Raw genomic sequence first — 16,131 nt, forward strand, 5'->3', positions numbered from 1 at the left:
AGGCGATTTCCCGCGATCGCGCGAGTAAAGTGAACCTGGGAGGGGTTCTGCATGCAAAAATATCTTCTGGGGCTCGATGCGGGCAACACGGTCATCAAGGCCGTCATCTTCGACCTCGAAGGGCGTGAACTCGCCCATGCCGGGGAGGAGGGGCATAGCCGCATGCCGTGCCCCGGCCATGTCGAACGCGATCTCGACGAACTCTGGGCCAACGCCAGACGCGTCATCCGTACCTGCCTCGACAAGGCGGGAATAGCGGCCGGCGACATCGCCGCGATCGGCTGCGCGGGCCATGGCAACGGGCTCTATGCGCTCGATCGCGACGGCGCGCCGCTGATCGGCATCCAGTCGATCGATACGCGCGCGACCGGCCTGGTTGAGGAATGGCTGGCCGAAGGCGTGGGCGACCGCACCTACCCGATCGCCCGGCAGCGCCCCTGGCCGGCCCAGACGCCGACGCTGCTCGCCTGGCTGAAGCGTTTCAGGCCCGATGTGTTCAGGCACATCGGCACGGTGTTCTACTCCAAGGATTTCGTGGTGAACCGGCTGACGGGCCAGCGTGTCAGCGAGGTCTCGGACATGTCCGGTGCCGGGCTGCTCGATCTGGCGGCGCGCCGCTATGACAGGACGCTGATGGAGGCCTATGGCCTCGGGGATTGCATGGACCTTCTGCCGCCGCTCATCGAGAGTGCCGACATTGCGGGGCGCGTGACGGAGGCCGTTGCGGCCGAAACCGGGCTTGCCGCGGGCACGCCCGTCATTGGCGGGCTCTTCGATGTCGTCGCCTCGGCGCTCGGCTCCGGCGTTTCGCGCACGGGCAGCGCCTCGATCATCGCCGGCACCTGGAGCATCAACCAGGTGATCGTCGATGGCCCGGATTTGAAGGGTCCGGTTTTCATGTCCTCCACCTTCGACCGCACGCGCTACATGGCGATGGAAAACAGCGCGACCTCGGCGGCCAATCTCGAATGGCTGGTGCGGGAATTCTTCGACGGCGATCACCATGCCGCCGTCTCGCCCTTCGATGCCTGCTGCGCGCTTGCGGCGGCCGTGGAGCCTGCGGCGGACGATCCACTCTACCACCCTTATCTCTACGGCGCCCAGCAGGACGGGCACGCGCGGGCAGGCTTCTACGGCGTAGCCGGCTGGCACACCAGGGGCCATCTGATCCGCGCCCTGCTGGAGGGCGTCGCCTTTGGCCACCGCCAGCATGTCGAAACGATCCGAAAGGCGGGCGCGACGTTCGAAGAGGCGGTCTTGTCGGGCGGTGGTTCGCGCAGCAAGCTTTGGCCGCAGATTTTTGCGGATGTGCTCGGCGTGCCGGTCTCGGTTGCCGCCTCGCGGGAGACGGGCGCCCTCGGCGCGGCGATCGCGGCCGGCACGGGCGTCGGCCTCTTTGACGATTTCGCGACGGGGGCCGAGGCCATGGTGCGGACAGAGCGGCACTATAGGCCGAATGTCGGCCTTGCCGCGCACTATGCGAGGCGCTACGCGCTTTACACGGATATCGCCGAGGCGATGATGCCGCTCTGGCGGCGGCTGGCGGCTTCGGAAAAAATGGCAACGGGAGTTGCGGCGTGAACCATCCTGTCAATGAAACGCCGGTCGATGAGGGCAGCTACGATTTCATCGTGGTCGGTGCCGGTTCGGCCGGCTGCGTTCTGGCGAACCGGCTCTCCGCCGACCCCGGGAACCGCGTCCTGCTGCTCGAGGCGGGCGGGTCGGACCGCTACCACTGGGTTCATGTGCCGATCGGCTATCTCTACTGCATGGGCAATCCGCGCACGGACTGGATGATGAAGACGGCGGCGGAGGCCGGGCTCAACGGCCGCGCACTCAACTATCCGCGGGGCAAGGTGCTGGGCGGCTGCTCGTCGATCAACGGCATGATCTACATGCGCGGGCAGGCGGCGGACTATGACGGCTGGCGGCAGGCGGGCAATGCCGGCTGGGGCTGGGATGATGTGCTGCCCTATTTCCTGAAGTCGGAGGACAATTATCGCGGCTCGTCCGCCGTCCACGGCGCGGGCGGCGAGTGGCGCGTCGAGCGTCAGCGCCTTTCCTGGCCCATCCTCGACGCCTTCCGCGACGCTGCCGAGGAACTCGGCATCCCGAAGACCGACGATTTCAACGGCGGGGACAACGAGGGCTCGGGCTATTTCGAGGTCAACCAGCGCGGCGGTCTGCGGTGGAACACGACCAAGGCGTTCCTGCGCCCGGCGATGAAGCGCCCGAACCTGCGTGTGCTCACAGGCGCGGAGACACAACGCCTGGAATTCGACGGCAAACGGGCGAGCGGCGTGCGCTTCCGGCTGAACGGCCGACCCGCCGTCGCGCGCGCCTCCCGCGAGGTCATACTGTCGGCGGGCGCGGTCAATTCGCCAAAACTCCTCGAACTGTCGGGCATCGGCCGCCCGGACCTGCTCTCCGCGCTCGGCATTCCGCTGCGCCATGCGCTTGCCGGCGTCGGCGAGAACCTGCAGGACCATCTCCAGATCCGCACGGTGTTCTGCATCGAAGGCGCAAGGACGCTGAACCAGCTCTATCACAACCTCCTGAGCCGCGCGGGCATGGGTCTGGAATATGCGTTCCGCCGCTCCGGCCCGCTCTCCATGGCGCCGAGCCAGCTCGGCATCTTCGCGCGGAGCGACCCGGCGGTCGCCACGGCCGACCTTGAGTATCATGTCCAGCCGCTCAGCACCGACCGGCTCGGCGAGCCGCTGCACCGCTATCCGGCCGTGACGGTCTCCGTCTGCAATCTCCGGCCGGAAAGCCGCGGCACGGTGCATGTGACGGCGGACGATGCGGCGCTCGCCCCGGAAATCCGGCCGAATTACCTGTCGACGCCGGGCGACCGTCTGCTGGCGGCCAGATCCATCCGCCATGCGCGAAGCCTCATGGAAACCCGGGCGATCACCCGCTTCCGGCCGCAGGAAATGCTGCCGGGCAAGGAATACCAGAGCGACGACGAGCTCATCCGGCGCGCCGGCGACATCGCGACGACGATCTTCCATCCCGTCGGCACCTGCCGGATGGGCGACGATCCGATGGCGGTGGTGGATGCCAGGCTGCGGGTGCACGGTCTCGACGGGCTGCGCGTCGTCGACGCCTCCATCATGCCGACCATCGTTTCGGGCAACACCAACTCGCCGGTGATCATGATCGCGGAAAAGGCGGCGGAGATGGTGCTGAGCACGCAATAGATGGAAGATGTTCTTCCGCCGGGCTGTTCAAGCTTCGCGCTGTGCCAATGCTCAACGCGCCATCGCAGGGTGCTGCCAGGGATCAACTCGGCATGGGGGTGGGAGACACCAGGCGCTTCAATCCTCGTGCTTTAGCGATCGTGTTCTTTCTTGCGCCAGGCAAGCACCTCGCCGGAGGTGGCTTTGCCGCCGCGCGGGCCGTGGATCGTGACGGAGCGGGAAGCGGCCGCGATGGAAAAGTCCAGCGCTTCGGTGAAGGACCGGCCCTCTCCCAGGCACCAGGTCAATGCACCGCCGAAGGTGTCTCCGGCGCCGGTCACGTCGACCACGTTCACGGGATAGCCGGCGGCCTGCAGCCGCGTCTCGCCGTCGAATGCCTCGGCGCCGTCCGCGGCCATCGTGCGTACCACCCAGCCGATTTCGTGGTCGCGGATCCACCCGCCGATGCGAGCCATGTCGTCATGGCCGAAGGCGGCGCGGAAGCCGACCTGGTTGAAGATGACGACGGCGGCGTCGGTGAGGTAGGGCATGTCTTCCGGCGTGCAGCCGCCGACATCGAGATCGAAGATGGCGCGGCGGCCGTGGCGCCTCAGGTCGGACAGAAGGTCTGCCTGTTTGAGCACGCCGTTCCCCGTCCGGCTGTGCAGCCGGCGCACGCGGTAGAGCGTCGTATAGAGAAGGCCCGGCCGGCGCAGCGCCGCCAGTGTCGCAGGCGCCAGCCACATCGGCTGCTCGCCCATCTCGACCGTCAGCACGACATGCTCGCCGTCGATCAGGAAGATCAGGTTGCGTGATTCCGCGATGGCGGGATCGACCAGCATGTGCTCGATACCGACGCCGTTCTGCCGGAGGTCGTCCGTGAGCCGCCCCGACAGCGGGCTGTCGTTCAGCAGGGAAATGAACTGTGTTTCACCGCCGAGTGCGGCATGCACGACGGCGGCATTGGCGATGGAGCCCCCGATCTCGGCCGGCAGTTCCTGCACCATGCCCTTGTCGGCGCGGCCGGGCCAGCGGTCGGCGGTGTAATATTCGTCGAGCGCTACGTCTCCGATGAAGAAGGCGGTCATACTGAGGGCTCGTCATTCATCTGGATCCGGCGCGGTCCGCCCTTGACCGGAACCCACGGGCTTTCCCCGAGGCCGCAGATTGCCATCCAGTAATAGGGCGTGGCACGCGTGGCGCCCCGGCAGGCATCGTGCCAGACGTTGCGGTGCATCACCACCACCTGTCCGGGCGCGATGACGAAGGCCTCGATTTCGTCGCGATGCGGCGCATCGGCCTCGGAGGCGGGAGCCACGGCAAGGACGATCGGCTCGGCCGCGCAGAGGAGCGCCTCCTCGGTCTGCGGGTGCCGTTCCATGGCGGTGCATGGCCATGGTGCGCTGCCGCCGCGCGTCATGCCGAGATGGCCCGAACCGTCGATCAGCGGGGTGCGGGTAAAGCCGTCGTTCCAGCCGTCGCCCTTCGTCCAGGTGACGTTGGGGTCGGCATCGCCTGCAAGATCGTAGACCGTTCCGTAGCGGGCGAAATTTTCGGCTGTAACGGGCCGTGCGACGACGGGGGTCATGCGGCGCTCCGTGCGAGGCGGACGGCGCGCATCAGGCGGGCGACGTGGGACGCCTCGACGCGGCCGGTATCCTTGTGGTCGTGCTTGAACCAGCTTCCGACGATCGCGCCATCGGCATGGGCAAGCTGTTCGACCGCGTTCGTTTCGGTAAGACCGGCGCCGATGAGAAGCGGGACGGTCCCACCGGCCGCGGCGCGGAAACGGGCGACCTTGTCCATGTCGGTCGGCTGGCCGGTGGCATCCGACGTCACCACCAGGCCGTCGCAGCGCTGAGCGCCGAGGCGCACGTCCTCTTCCTCCGGCCGGCCGGAAAGAACCGGCTGGTACTTGAACCGCACCCCGCCGAGCAAAAGCGCGGGAACGCTCGCCCGCCGGGCGGCGAAATCGGCCGCGAAGGCGGTGTCGTCTTCCGGCGGCAGGTGGCCGGCGACGGAATCGACCTGAATGAAGGAAACGGAATATTGCCGGGCTAGCGCAAACGCGCGTGTGTCATCACGCAGGACGTTGACGCCGATCTTCGCGCCGAGGCCGAGGCCGCCCAGCCGATCGAGCACGCGCTCGACATCGTCGGCATCGCCGAAATAGTTTTCCACCACCAGCCCGTCGACACCTTCGCCGGCCATGATGCGGGCCTCTTCCTCGGCCTGGGCGAGTTTTGCTGCGGGGTCTTCACCGGCAAGATGCAGCATGCCGAGAATGGGCTTCACGGTGGCGAAGGTCTCGCTGAGACGGCTCATGTCATTTCTCCTGCGTCGCGCCGCCCTCAGGCCGGCGCGGTATCGCGCCCCCAGCGCGTTGCGAATTTCATCTGGACGGCCGGCGAGTAGACGATCGACGTGCGCTCGACCAAACGGTCGTCGGCGTCCAGTACGTCTCCGCTGGCGCAAAGGTAGCCCGGCACCTGGGGCGCTGCCGGGCCGAAGACCTCCCGCAGGCGATCGGACGGCGGCACGACGGTGAGCAGCAGTTCCGAGCGCAGGGGATGGCGGTCATAGTCGCGGTGCAACACCTCGTAGAGCGATTGCGCGGCGAAATCGTAGGTCTCGATGCCCGGATAGAGGGCGAGATCGAGCCGGGACGTATCGACGTTCAGCCAGCTGACCGTCTCGTCATTGGCGAGCCCACGGGCGCGCACGAGGATGAGCTCGCCGTCTTCCACCCGATGGTCGAGCACGCGGGTCACCGGGCGCTGGCCCTGCCGGCGGGCAAGCTCGGTAAAGCTGCCGAAATTCCAGATATTGTGGCTGATCGGCCTGTGCGAGACGATCGTACCCCGCCCGCGCACCTGCTGGACCAGGCCTTCCGACACCAGAAGCGCCATGGCGTTTCGAACCGTCGTGCGGGCGATGCCGAACTGGTCGCGCATCTGGTTTTCCGAGGGAATGGCTTCGCCTTCGGAAAAGTCTCCGCTGAGGATCGCGGCGCGCAGCGCCCGGTAGAGCTGGCGGTAAAGCTGTTCGCTCGAATAGGGATCGAGGCGAAAGCGCGACAGCCGGTCATCCGGATTTTCGCCCGCAACGCTGGCATCTGGTGTGGAAGGGTGGGTCAAGGCAGGCTCCGGTGCGGTTCCGTTACTTGGTGGCTCCGTTTATCTTGAACTCTTCGACGCCCGCCTCTTTCAAGCCGTGGCGGTCGAGGATCTGTGCATAAGTGCCGTCTGCCTTGAGCGCATCGAGCGTGGCGTGCACGGCGTCGCGCAGCTCGCCATTGGCCTTGGCGAAGGCGATGCCGTAGTGATTGACGTCGCCGACCTCGCCGATCTGGTAGAACTTGCCCGGCTCCTGCTTCATCAGGTCGAGCAGGCCTTCGAGGCCGATGACGGAGGCCTGGGCGCGGCCCTGGCGGATCTGCATGATGTGCTCGGCCTGGGTCGGGATTTGGATGACGGTGATCAGCTTGTCGGCCGGGCAGATCAACTTGCCGAGCTCTTCGGCCCAGGTGACCCAGCTCGTGCCGGTCGCGACGGCGACCGTCTTGCCGCAGAGGTCGGCCTCGGTCTTGATCTCGTCCTGATGGTCGATGCTCGAGTAGAAGACGTTGCCGGTCTTGAAGTAGTCGATGAAGTCAAGCTGCGTCTGGCGCTCGACCTTGTCGGAGAAAGCCGTGATGATCATGTCGGAGCGACCGGTGACGACCTGCGGGATGAGCTGCGGAAACTCGACGTTCTGGAATTCCGCCGTCAGGCCGAGGCGCTCGGCGATCGCCTTGGCAAGGTCGATGTCGAAGCCCTTCAGCTCCGTCGAGCCGGCGTCGTTGTATTCCATCGGCGGATAGGCAAGGCTGATCGTGAAGTTCAGCTTGCCGGCGGTGCGCACGGCCTCCGGCAGGGCGGCGGCAAGCTTTTCGTCGCCGGCCGCCTGTGCGGCGCCGGCAAGGCTGATGAAGGTGGCGGAAGCGAGCCCCAGAACCATCGGCAGTATCGTCTTCATGTCCGTTCTCCCATTGTTGGACTGATTTCTTTTCGAGCATTCCCGGGCGGGAACGCTTTTTTCAGGCGAGCACGCGGCTCAGGAACGAGCGCACGCGCGGATCTGCGGGATTGCTGAGGACATCGCCGGGCGTGCCCGTCTCGCGGATCTCGCCGTCGATCATGACCACGACGCGGTCAGCCACTTCGCGGGCAAAGCCGATCTCGTGGGTGACGACGATCATGGTGGTTCCGCCGCGGGCGAGCGTGCGCATCACCTCCAGCACCTCGCCGACGAGTTCCGGATCGAGCGCGCTGGTCGGCTCGTCGAACAGCATGACGCGCGGCTCCATGGCCAGCGCCCGGGCGATCGCCACGCGCTGCTTCTGGCCGCCGGAAAGCTGCGAGGGGTAGCTTGCGGCCTTGCCGGCCATGCCGACCTGCTCCAGCAGCTCCATGGCGCGCGCCTCCGCCTCGGCGCGCTTGAGGCCGCGCACCACCATCGGACCCTCGATGACATTGCCGAGCACGGTGCGGTGGGCAAAGAGGTTGAAGTGCTGGAACACCATGCCGAGCTGGCTTTGCTGGGCGCGCAGGCGCTTGACCGGCAGTTCCTGCAGGGCGCCGCGGGAAAGTGCGTAGCCCATGATGGCGCCATCGACCCAGACATAGCCTCCGTTCGGCGTCTCCAGGTGATTGATGCAGCGCAGGAAAGTGCTCTTGCCGCTGCCGGAGGGGCCGAGGATGCAGAGCACTTCGCCATGGGCGACATCCAGGTCGAGCCCCTTCAGGACCTCGTGGCTGCCGAAACTCTTGCGGATACCGACCGCCTTGACTGCGAGGCTCATGCTTCCTCCGGGGCGGCCGGGCGGCGCGCCCAGCCCTTGAACCACGCCCGCTCGTCGCTCGTGGCGGAGGCGTCGCGGCCGAAATGGCGTTCGAGGTAATACTGGCCGATGGAAAGCACCGTCGTGCCGGCGAGATACCAGACGGCGCAGACGAACAGCAGTTCGATGACGGCGCCGTTGATGAAGTAGATGCGCTGCGCCGCGTTCAGCATTTCGCCCATGGCGATCGTGGCGGCGAGCGAGGAGAATTTCAGCATGCCGATGGCGCTGTTGCCGAGCACCGGCAGGATCAGCCGCAGCGTTTGCGGCAGGACGATGCGGCGCATGGTCTGGCCGGGCGTCATGCCGAGCGTATGCGCTGCCTCCTTCTGGCCCTTGTCGACGGCGCCGATGCCGCCGCGCACGACTTCGGTGAGATAGGAGCCCTCGTTGACGCCGAGCCCGAGCACGGCGGCGACGAAGGGCGTCACGACATCGACCATGCGTGCATCGACGAGGCCCGGAATATAGAGCCTTGGAAAGACCAGCGCGATGTTGAACCAGATGAGCAGCTGGAGAAGCACCGGCGTGCCGCGGAAGATCCAGACATAGAGCCAGGCAGCGAAGCGCAGGATCGGGTTTTCGGAAAGCCGCATGATGCCGAAGGCAAAACCGAGCGCGACGCCGAGCGCCAGCGCGCAGGCTGAGATCAGCAGCGTCCAGCCGAAACCGGTGACGATGACCCCTGCCGTCAGGAATTGCCCGACGACGGTCCACTGGATTTGCCCGACGGCGAAGGCCCGGCCGATCACGGCGAGAAGAAGAAGGACGATGCCGCCGCTGATCCAGCGGCCGGGATGTCGCAGGCGGCGCACGGCCACGTCCGGACCGGGAAGGTCGGCGGGCGCGAGCGTTGCGGTTGATTTCGGGGCGGGCTGTTGCATGGCATCCAATTGTAGGGTTAGGCCTACAACTTACTAGGCAGCATTCATCCGGGAGTCAATATGCGTTCTGCGACACCTGAAGACCCACCGAGATTGCCGCGAAGGAATGTCAGTGCGGTTTGCGCACGCTTCTGGCGATGGCTGCCGCCAGGGTCTCGGCGGCCCGCGAGGGCTTGTTGCGCGGATAGGCGATGTGGAACATGTCCTCGAAGGTCATGCGCTCGGGTGCGAGGATCCGCAAACGGCCGTTGCGCACCCACTCCTCGGCGTAATGATCGGGCAGGAAGCCGATATAGGCGCCGGAAAGCAGCAGAAGCAGCGTGCCTTCCATATGCGGCGTCGCCGCGGCCCAGTTGAAATTCACGCCGCAGATCGTCTCGTTCAGCATGTAGGTGCGGCCGGCGAAGGACTGGGCTTCCAGAAGCGTGTCGGTGAGATCGGCATCGGGGCGGTCGAAGAGAGGGTGGCCGTCGGCGCAGTAGAGTTTCTGCATTTCCGAAAAGACCGGCTGGCTGCGGACGTTCGGCATGACGCTGCCGACCGACGGCATGAGGACGATCTGGTAGGAACCGTTCAGCAGCCCCTGATGCAGGACCTGCGGCGCCGCAACGTCGATCTCCAGATGCACGCGCGGCGCTTCCGCGTGAAAGGCGGCAAGGGCACCGGGAAGATTGAGGTCGCGGTTGCTGATCATCGCATCGACCGTGCCGAAGCTGAGATTGCCGGAAAGCTCGCCCTGTGCCTCGCCGATGCGGCTCTGGAATTTCTCCAGCGAGCCGAAGAGCTCGAGCGCCGCGTCATAGACGAGTCGCCCTTCCTCCGTCAGCTGGAAACCACCGCGCCCGCGGGTGCACAGGCGCAGGCCGATGCGCTCCTCCAAGTGCCGCATATGGGTGGAGATGGTCGCCTGCGTCATGCCGAGCGCCGATTGCGCGGCTGAAAAGCCGCCATGCTGCACCACCGAAGCGAAGACGCGCAGCAGCCGAAGCTCGGCATCGCCAAGCGACAGATTGAGGACGCGGTGCCGGACCTTGTTGATCATTCATTGATTAATGCACAAGTGAACATCCAATCATAGATACTTTTAAACGTTTCGGCCTTTGGCACACTCCTTCGCACCTTTGGAGGAGGGCACATGACCAGCAATTCGTATGAGACCGGGCGCCTGAACCTGCCGTTCGTCGGCATCTGCACCTTCGGCAAGTATCCCTACCAGCCGGATTGGGACGCTATCGACGCGGATGTCGCAATCCTCGGCGCGCCCTTCGACTGCGGCACGCAGTGGCGCGCCGGCACCCGCTTCGGGCCCCGTTCCATCCGCGAGGCCTCGACCCTGTTCTCCTTCGGCCATGGCGGCGCCTACGACCATGAGGACGACGTCACCTACCTGCCGAGCGGCGAAGTCTCCATCGTCGATATCGGCGACGCCGACATCGTGCATACCGACACGATGAAGAGCCATGCCAACATCGAATTCGGCGTGCGCAAGATACTCGAAGCCGGTGCGCTGCCGGTGGTGCTGGGCGGCGACCACTCGATCAACATTCCCTGCATCAACGCCTTTGCCGAGGACTGCGAGAAGAACGGCCCGATCCACATCGTGCAGATCGACGCCCATCTCGATTTCGTCGACGAGCGCCATGGCGTCCGCTACGGTCACGGCAACCCGATGCGCCGCGCGGCGGAAAAGCCCTATGTCAGCGGCCTGTCGCAACTCGGCATCCGCAACGTCTCCTCCACGGCCAAGGAAGGCTATGAGGATGCGCGCAAAATGGGCTCCGATATCCTGTCCGTGCGCCAGATCCGGGCGCTGGGCACGGAAGGCGTGGTCGAGCGCATTCCGGCAGGCGCACGCTACTATGTGACGATCGACATCGACGGCTTCGATCCGTCGATCGCGCCGGGCACGGGCACGCCGTCGCATGGCGGCTTCATCTATTACGAGGTGCTGGAGATCCTGGCGGCACTGGCCAAGCGCGGCGATATCGTCGGCATCGACCTGGTCGAGGTCGCGCCCGACTACGACCACACCGGAGGCACCGCCATTCTGGCCGCACAGGTTCTCATGAACCTCATCGGCCGCATCATGCACGCCAAAAAACGCTGATCGAACAGGCCCGGGAGGACCCGGCGCGCCCATGGCGGCCGGCCGGGGAGGAGGAAAGCATGGACTCGCTCGTCCGCAATTATCTGGATCAATACGGCGTCAGCGACGCGACGCGCCGGTTTCTCGCCAAGCCGCAGAAGATGTTCATCGACGGCGCCTGGGTCGATAGCGCAAACGGCGCGACCTTCGACATCTTCGAGCCGTCGACGGGCGGTCTCGTCACCCGCGCGCCTTCGGGCACGGCGGATGATCTGGACAGGGCCGTCCGGGCCGCGCGCCGCCAGTTCGACGGCGGTGAATGGCGCCGCCTGAAGCCGCTGGAGCGGGAGCGGCTGCTGCATCGCCTTGCCGACCTCATCGAGACCCATGGCGACGAACTTGCCGAAATCGAAGCCATAGACATGGGCAAGTCCGTGACCTTCGCGCGGGAGATCGACATCCAGGGAACGGTCGACACGTTCCGCTATTTCGCCGGCTGGCCCTCCAAGCTGCATGGGCGCACGGTCGAGCCGTCCATTCCCGGCAACTATCTTGCCTATACCCGCAAGGAGCCGCTGGGCGTGGTCGCGGCCATCGTGCCGTGGAACTTTCCGCTGCAGACCATGGCATGGAAGGTCGCGGCGGCGCTGGCCGCCGGCTGCACGGTCATCGTCAAGCCGGCGGAGCTGACCTCGCTGTCCACCCTGCGCTTTGCGGAGTTGGTGCAGGAGGCCGGCTTCCCCGATGGCGTCGTCAATATCGTCACGGGCAAGGGCAGCGTCATCGGCGCGGCCATGTCTGCCCATCCAGGCATCAACAAGGTGACCTTCACCGGCTCGACGCCCGTCGGGCAGGAAGTCGGCCGCACGGCGGTCGGCAATCTCAAGCATGTCACGCTGGAGCTTGGCGGCAAGTCGCCGGTGCTGGTGCTCGACGACGCGGATCTGGCGAGCGCCGCCCGCGCGGTGGCAAACGGCGTATTCTTCAACTCCGGCCAGGTCTGCGATGCCGGCACCCGCGTCTATGTCCAGCGCTCGGTGCACGACGCCTTCCTCGACGAGCTGATCGCGGTCACGCGCACGCTGAAACTCGCGCCGGGCCTCGACCGGGATTGCTATATCGGCCCGATGGTCTCGGCCCAGCAGAAGAAGGTCGTCGCAGGCTATATCGAGGCCGGCCGGCGCGAGGGCGCGAAGCTCGTCCATGGCGGCGCAACTCCGGAAGGTCCGGGTCATTTCATCGAGCCTGCGATCTTCGCCCATTGCACGCCGGACATGAGCATCGTGCGTGAGGAGATCTTCGGGCCGGTGCTGGTGACAAGCCCGTTCGATACGCTGGAGGAGGCGGTTTCGCTGGCGAACGACACGCCGTTCGGGCTGGCCGCCGCGATCTATTCGAACGATCTCGCCCGCGTGCACACGCTCATCCCGCAACTGCATGCCGGTTCGGTCTATGTCAACGCGCATAGCACGATCGATCCTTCCATGCCGTTCGGCGGCTTCAAGGATTCCGGCTTCGGCAAGGATCTCGGGCCGGAACAGCTCGACTATCTCATGGAGACCAAGGCGGTGTGGATCACGCTGCCATAGATCCAGCCGGCCGCCGCCCATGGGCGGCCGCCTCACGACCACCGGCGGCCGATGGAGCCGCCTTTCATCGCGGAAAGACGCCCAAGGCGCGACGCGAAAGGGGAACCGAACATGGAAAACGATATCGCCTGGCAGAACGAGCTGGCGCGCCGCGCCCGCATCTACGAGGACATCGAGGCGGGGCATCGCTTCGAGGGCACGATGACCGTCATCGACTACGCCTGCATGATGGCGCTGACGCTCGTGCTGGTCGTCGCCTTCTGGGTCTGGGGAGGCTGACATGACCGATCACGTCAGCCAGGGCGGCTTTGCCATCGCCGAAACCGAACGGGCGGAAGCCGAACGCAACCGTGCCGCCGCCGAGCGGGGCGATGCGCCGCTGCTTCCCTCCGAGCGTCTATGGGGCTTCTGGGAGTTCACCTACGCCAATTCGGCGCTTGCCATCGCCACCTGGGCCTTCCTGATCGGCGGGTCGGTCGGTCTCTTCGTCGGGCCCAAGGAGGGCATCGCCGCCATCATCATGGGCAATATCGTCGGCGTCATGCTGACGGCCCTTTCCACCACGCCGCTTTCCGGCCGCTACGGTATCGAGCAGTTCATCGCCCTGCGAAGCCAGTTCGGCTATAATGGCAGCCGCATCGTCTACGTGCTCGCCGTGGTCATTCTCACCATGGGCTGGCTTGCCGTGCTTGCGATGATGTTCGGCCGGTCGATCGACGGGCTGACGGCGCTGAGCGCCGGCGAGGCGGCCAATCCCACCGGCATCAAGATGATCGTCGCCGCCGTCGGCGCCATTCTTGTCACCTGGTTCATCGTCGCCAAGGGGCCGACCTCGATCAAGTTCTTCAACATGGTCGTCTCGCCCGCGCTGGTGATCCTGATGATCGTGATGCTGTACCTTATCCTCCAGCATCGCTCCTTCTCCGAATTGCTGGCGATGCCCGCGCTCGCCCCGCCCTTCGAGGACAACACGCTCAACTTCATCATCGCCGTCGAGGTCAACCTCGCCGCGGGCTTCTCCTGGTGGCCCTATATCGGCAACCTGGCTCGTCTGACGAAGAACGAACGCACGGCCTTCTGGCCCAACGTCGTCGGCATCTTCGGGGCGGCGGCTCTCGGTGAGATCGTCGGCCTGCTTGCCGCCGTCGCACTCGGCGACAGCGACCCGACGATCTGGATGACCAAGATCGCAGGTCCCGTCATCGGTATCATCGCGCTGCTCTTCGTCGCCTTCGCCAACATGACCTCGATGGCCAATATCCTCTACACCTCCATCGTCGGCCTGCGGCAGGTGGGCACGGCGTCGATCCGCGCCATCTCCTGGGGGGCGATCCTCTTCCTGTTCTGCATCATCCCGCTCGGCCTCGTGGTCTTCTATCCGCAGATGTACGACGGCTTCTTCATCTTCCTCGTCTGGACCTCGGCGCTGAATTCCGCGCTCGCCGGCATCGGCATCGCCGACTACTTCTTCCTGCGCCGCCAGAAGCTCGACATGCGCAGCCTGCATGGCCCGCAGGAAAACGGTCCCTACCGGTTCTGGGGTGGCTTCAACCCGATCGGCCTCTTCGCGCTTGCCATCGGCTTCGGCGTCTACGTGCTCGTCTTCAATCCGCAGACGCTCGCGAGCCTGCCGGTCTTCAAATACCTCACCGCTTCCGTGCCCTCCTGCCTTGCGGCCGGCACGGTTCACTATGTCCTGACCCGGCTCTTCGCCCGCGGGCGCGGCTGGGGCCTCTACCCGTAACCTCTGGATGACCGCCATGACCGAGACCTACGACTACATCATCATCGGTGCCGGATCGGCCGGCTGCGTGCTTGCCAACCGTCTTTCGGAGGACCCGGCCACAAGGGTTCTGGTTCTCGAATATGGCGGCAGCGACAAGTCGATCTTCATCCAGATGCCGACGGCGCTGTCCATTCCGATGAACGGCACCAAGTACAACTGGAAATACATGACCCTGCCGGAACCGGGCCTCGACGGCCGGCAGGTGCATTGCCCGCGTGGAAAAGTCATCGGCGGCTCTTCCTCGATCAACGGGCTCGTCTACATGCGCGGCAATGCGCGTGACTTCGACGAGTGGGAGGAACTGGGGGCGCGCGGCTGGCGCTATGCCAATTGCCTGCCCTATTTCCAGCGGGCCGAAAGCTGGCAGGACGGCAGCGATGCCTATCGCGGTGCCGACGGCCCGCTCGCCACCAATGCCGGCAACAAGATGAAGAACCCGCTCTACAAGGCCTTCGTCGATGCCGGGCACGAGGCGGGATACATCACCACGGACGATCCGAACGGCCATATGCAGGAGGGCTTCGGCCCCATGCACATGACCGTCAAGGACGGCGTGCGCTGGTCGACGGCCAACGCCTATCTGAAGCCGGCGATGAGCCGGCCGAACCTCAGGGTCGTCACCCACGCCATGACGCGGCGCGTGCTGCTGGAGGGCAAGCGCGCCGTCGGTGTCGAATACGAACTGGCCGGCGGCGAGCGCATCGTGGCGAAGGCCAGCCGCGAGGTTCTGATCTCCTCCGGCCCGATCGGCTCGCCGCACCTCCTGCAGCGCTCCGGCATCGGCCCGGCCGCCGTGCTGCGGAAGGCAGGCGTCGCGGTGCTGCATGACCTGCCGGGCGTCGGCGAGAACCTGCAGGATCATTCCGAGGTCTATATCCAGTATGCCTGCAAGGAGCCGATCACGCTGAACGGCAAGATGGGTCTGCTGAGCCGCGCCATGATCGGCGCGGAGTGGCTGCTGTTCAAGAAAGGCCTTTCGGTCTCCAACCATTTCGAGAGCGGCGGCTTCATCCGTTCCGATGCGTCGCTGCAATGGCCGGATATCCAGTTCCACTTCCTGCCGGCCGCCATGCGTTACGACGGCAAGAAACCGCTCGACGGGCACGGCTTCATGGTGCTGACCGGCCCGAACAAGCCGAAGAGCCGCGGCCATGTGCGCCTGCGCTCGCCGGAGGCGCACGAGCAGCCGGATATCCTCTTCAACTATCTCGACCGCGAGGAGGACCGCGAAGGCTTCCGCCGTTGCCTGCGGCTTACCCGCGAGATCATCGCCCAGCCGGCCTTCGACCGGTTCCGCGGCGAGGAGATCGCGCCGGGAAAAAATGTGCGCAGCAATGACGAGATCGACGCCTGGGTGCGCGAGACCATGGAGAGCACCTATCATCCCTGCGGCTCCTGCCGCATGGGCGAGGACGCCATGGCGGTCGTCGACAGTGACCTCAAGGTGCGCGGCCTCGAAGGGCTGCGGGTGATCGACAGCTCCGTCTTCCCGGCCGAGCCGAATGCCAACCTCAACGCGCCGACCATCATGCTTGCCGAGCGCGCTTCCGATATCGTGCGCGGCAAGCCGCTGCTCGCCGCCTCGAATGCGGAGGTCGGTGTTGCGCCCGGTGTTGGCACGACCCAGCGCAGCGGCTCGCCGGTGCGTACCCTGCAGCATTGAGGGGATCAACGATGCCGCGGGTGATAGGACATGTTGTTGCCCGGCGGGAACGGGAAGAC

15 protein-coding genes are annotated in these 16,131 nt (G+C 65.7%); 7 read left to right on the plus strand and 8 right to left on the minus strand.

The genetic code is table 11. The features are described from left to right. Positions 1-51: 51 nt before the first annotated feature. Both ShzoTeo12_RS21170 and ShzoTeo12_RS21175 read left to right on the plus strand, forming a co-directional pair. Positions 52-1,581, plus strand: coding sequence for an FGGY-family carbohydrate kinase (locus ShzoTeo12_RS21170; RefSeq protein ID WP_318914066.1), 1,530 nt, complete (start codon positions 52-54; stop codon positions 1,579-1,581). Next, positions 1,578-3,203: a GMC family oxidoreductase gene (locus tag ShzoTeo12_RS21175; protein ID WP_318914068.1), complete on the plus strand. Its 1,626-nt coding sequence runs from the start codon at positions 1,578-1,580 to the stop codon at positions 3,201-3,203. The genes ShzoTeo12_RS21170 and ShzoTeo12_RS21175 overlap by 4 nt, the downstream gene beginning before the upstream one ends. 131 nt (positions 3,204-3,334) lie before the next feature. On the opposite strand, the gene ShzoTeo12_RS21180 is transcribed toward ShzoTeo12_RS21175, so the two are convergent. The 8 genes from ShzoTeo12_RS21180 to ShzoTeo12_RS21215 form a co-directional block, all read right to left on the minus strand. Then, positions 3,335-4,270 carry a carbohydrate kinase family protein gene (locus ShzoTeo12_RS21180; RefSeq protein WP_318914070.1) on the minus strand — a complete coding sequence of 312 codons (936 nt, stop codon included), beginning with the start codon at positions 4,268-4,270 and terminating at the stop codon, positions 3,335-3,337. Then, positions 4,267-4,770, minus strand: coding sequence for an ureidoglycolate lyase (locus tag ShzoTeo12_RS21185; protein WP_318914072.1), 504 nt, complete (start codon positions 4,768-4,770; stop codon positions 4,267-4,269). The genes ShzoTeo12_RS21180 and ShzoTeo12_RS21185 overlap by 4 nt, the downstream gene beginning before the upstream one ends. Beyond that, the gene (locus ShzoTeo12_RS21190) at positions 4,767-5,507 is read right to left on the minus strand and encodes a BtpA/SgcQ family protein (RefSeq protein ID WP_318914074.1); all 741 of its coding nucleotides are present in this window, start codon (positions 5,505-5,507) and stop codon (positions 4,767-4,769) included. Before ShzoTeo12_RS21190 ends, ShzoTeo12_RS21185 begins: the two co-directional genes overlap by 4 nt. 26 nt (positions 5,508-5,533) lie before the next feature. Next, complete coding sequence (locus tag ShzoTeo12_RS21195; protein ID WP_318914076.1) at positions 5,534-6,319, minus strand: GntR family transcriptional regulator; 786 nt, start codon at positions 6,317-6,319, stop codon at positions 5,534-5,536. A gap of 22 nt (positions 6,320-6,341) precedes the next feature. After that, positions 6,342-7,199: an ABC transporter substrate-binding protein gene (locus ShzoTeo12_RS21200; RefSeq protein WP_318914077.1), complete on the minus strand. Its 858-nt coding sequence runs from the start codon at positions 7,197-7,199 to the stop codon at positions 6,342-6,344. 61 nt (positions 7,200-7,260) lie between these two features. Next, the gene (locus ShzoTeo12_RS21205; RefSeq protein ID WP_318914079.1) at positions 7,261-8,025 is read right to left on the minus strand and encodes an amino acid ABC transporter ATP-binding protein; all 765 of its coding nucleotides are present in this window, start codon (positions 8,023-8,025) and stop codon (positions 7,261-7,263) included. Further along, positions 8,022-8,948 carry an amino acid ABC transporter permease gene (locus ShzoTeo12_RS21210; protein WP_318914081.1) on the minus strand — a complete coding sequence of 309 codons (927 nt, stop codon included), beginning with the start codon at positions 8,946-8,948 and terminating at the stop codon, positions 8,022-8,024. Before ShzoTeo12_RS21210 ends, ShzoTeo12_RS21205 begins: the two co-directional genes overlap by 4 nt. 109 nt (positions 8,949-9,057) lie before the next feature. Further along, positions 9,058-9,990, minus strand: a complete 933-nt coding sequence (locus ShzoTeo12_RS21215) for a LysR family transcriptional regulator (RefSeq protein ID WP_318914083.1) — start codon at positions 9,988-9,990, stop codon at positions 9,058-9,060. Between the two features lie 93 nt (positions 9,991-10,083). Here ShzoTeo12_RS21215 and speB point away from each other — a divergent pair, with 93 nt between their 5' ends. The 5 genes from speB (at position 10,084) to betA (ending at position 16,072) form a co-directional block, all read left to right on the plus strand. Further along, positions 10,084-11,055 (plus strand): agmatinase, encoded by a 972-nt coding sequence (gene speB, locus ShzoTeo12_RS21220; RefSeq protein WP_318914085.1) that lies wholly within the window; start codon positions 10,084-10,086, stop codon positions 11,053-11,055. Positions 11,056-11,114: 59 nt separating this feature from the next. Continuing rightward, positions 11,115-12,623, plus strand: coding sequence for an aldehyde dehydrogenase family protein (locus ShzoTeo12_RS21225; RefSeq protein ID WP_318914086.1), 1,509 nt, complete (start codon positions 11,115-11,117; stop codon positions 12,621-12,623). 111 nt (positions 12,624-12,734) lie between these two features. Continuing rightward, complete coding sequence (locus ShzoTeo12_RS21230; RefSeq protein ID WP_119254886.1) at positions 12,735-12,902, plus strand: hypothetical protein; 168 nt, start codon at positions 12,735-12,737, stop codon at positions 12,900-12,902. 1 nt (position 12,903) lies between these two features. Then, positions 12,904-14,367, plus strand: coding sequence for a purine-cytosine permease family protein (locus tag ShzoTeo12_RS21235; protein ID WP_119254887.1), 1,464 nt, complete (start codon positions 12,904-12,906; stop codon positions 14,365-14,367). A gap of 16 nt (positions 14,368-14,383) precedes the next feature. Further along, entirely contained in the window at positions 14,384-16,072 is a 1,689-nt protein-coding gene (betA, locus tag ShzoTeo12_RS21240) for a choline dehydrogenase (protein WP_318914089.1), read from the plus strand. The last annotated feature ends 59 nt before the right edge of the window (positions 16,073-16,131 follow it).

Origin of the sequence: Shinella zoogloeoides, assembly GCF_033705735.1 — a bacterium.
Classification (GTDB): Bacteria; Pseudomonadota; Alphaproteobacteria; order Rhizobiales; family Rhizobiaceae; genus Shinella; species Shinella zoogloeoides_A.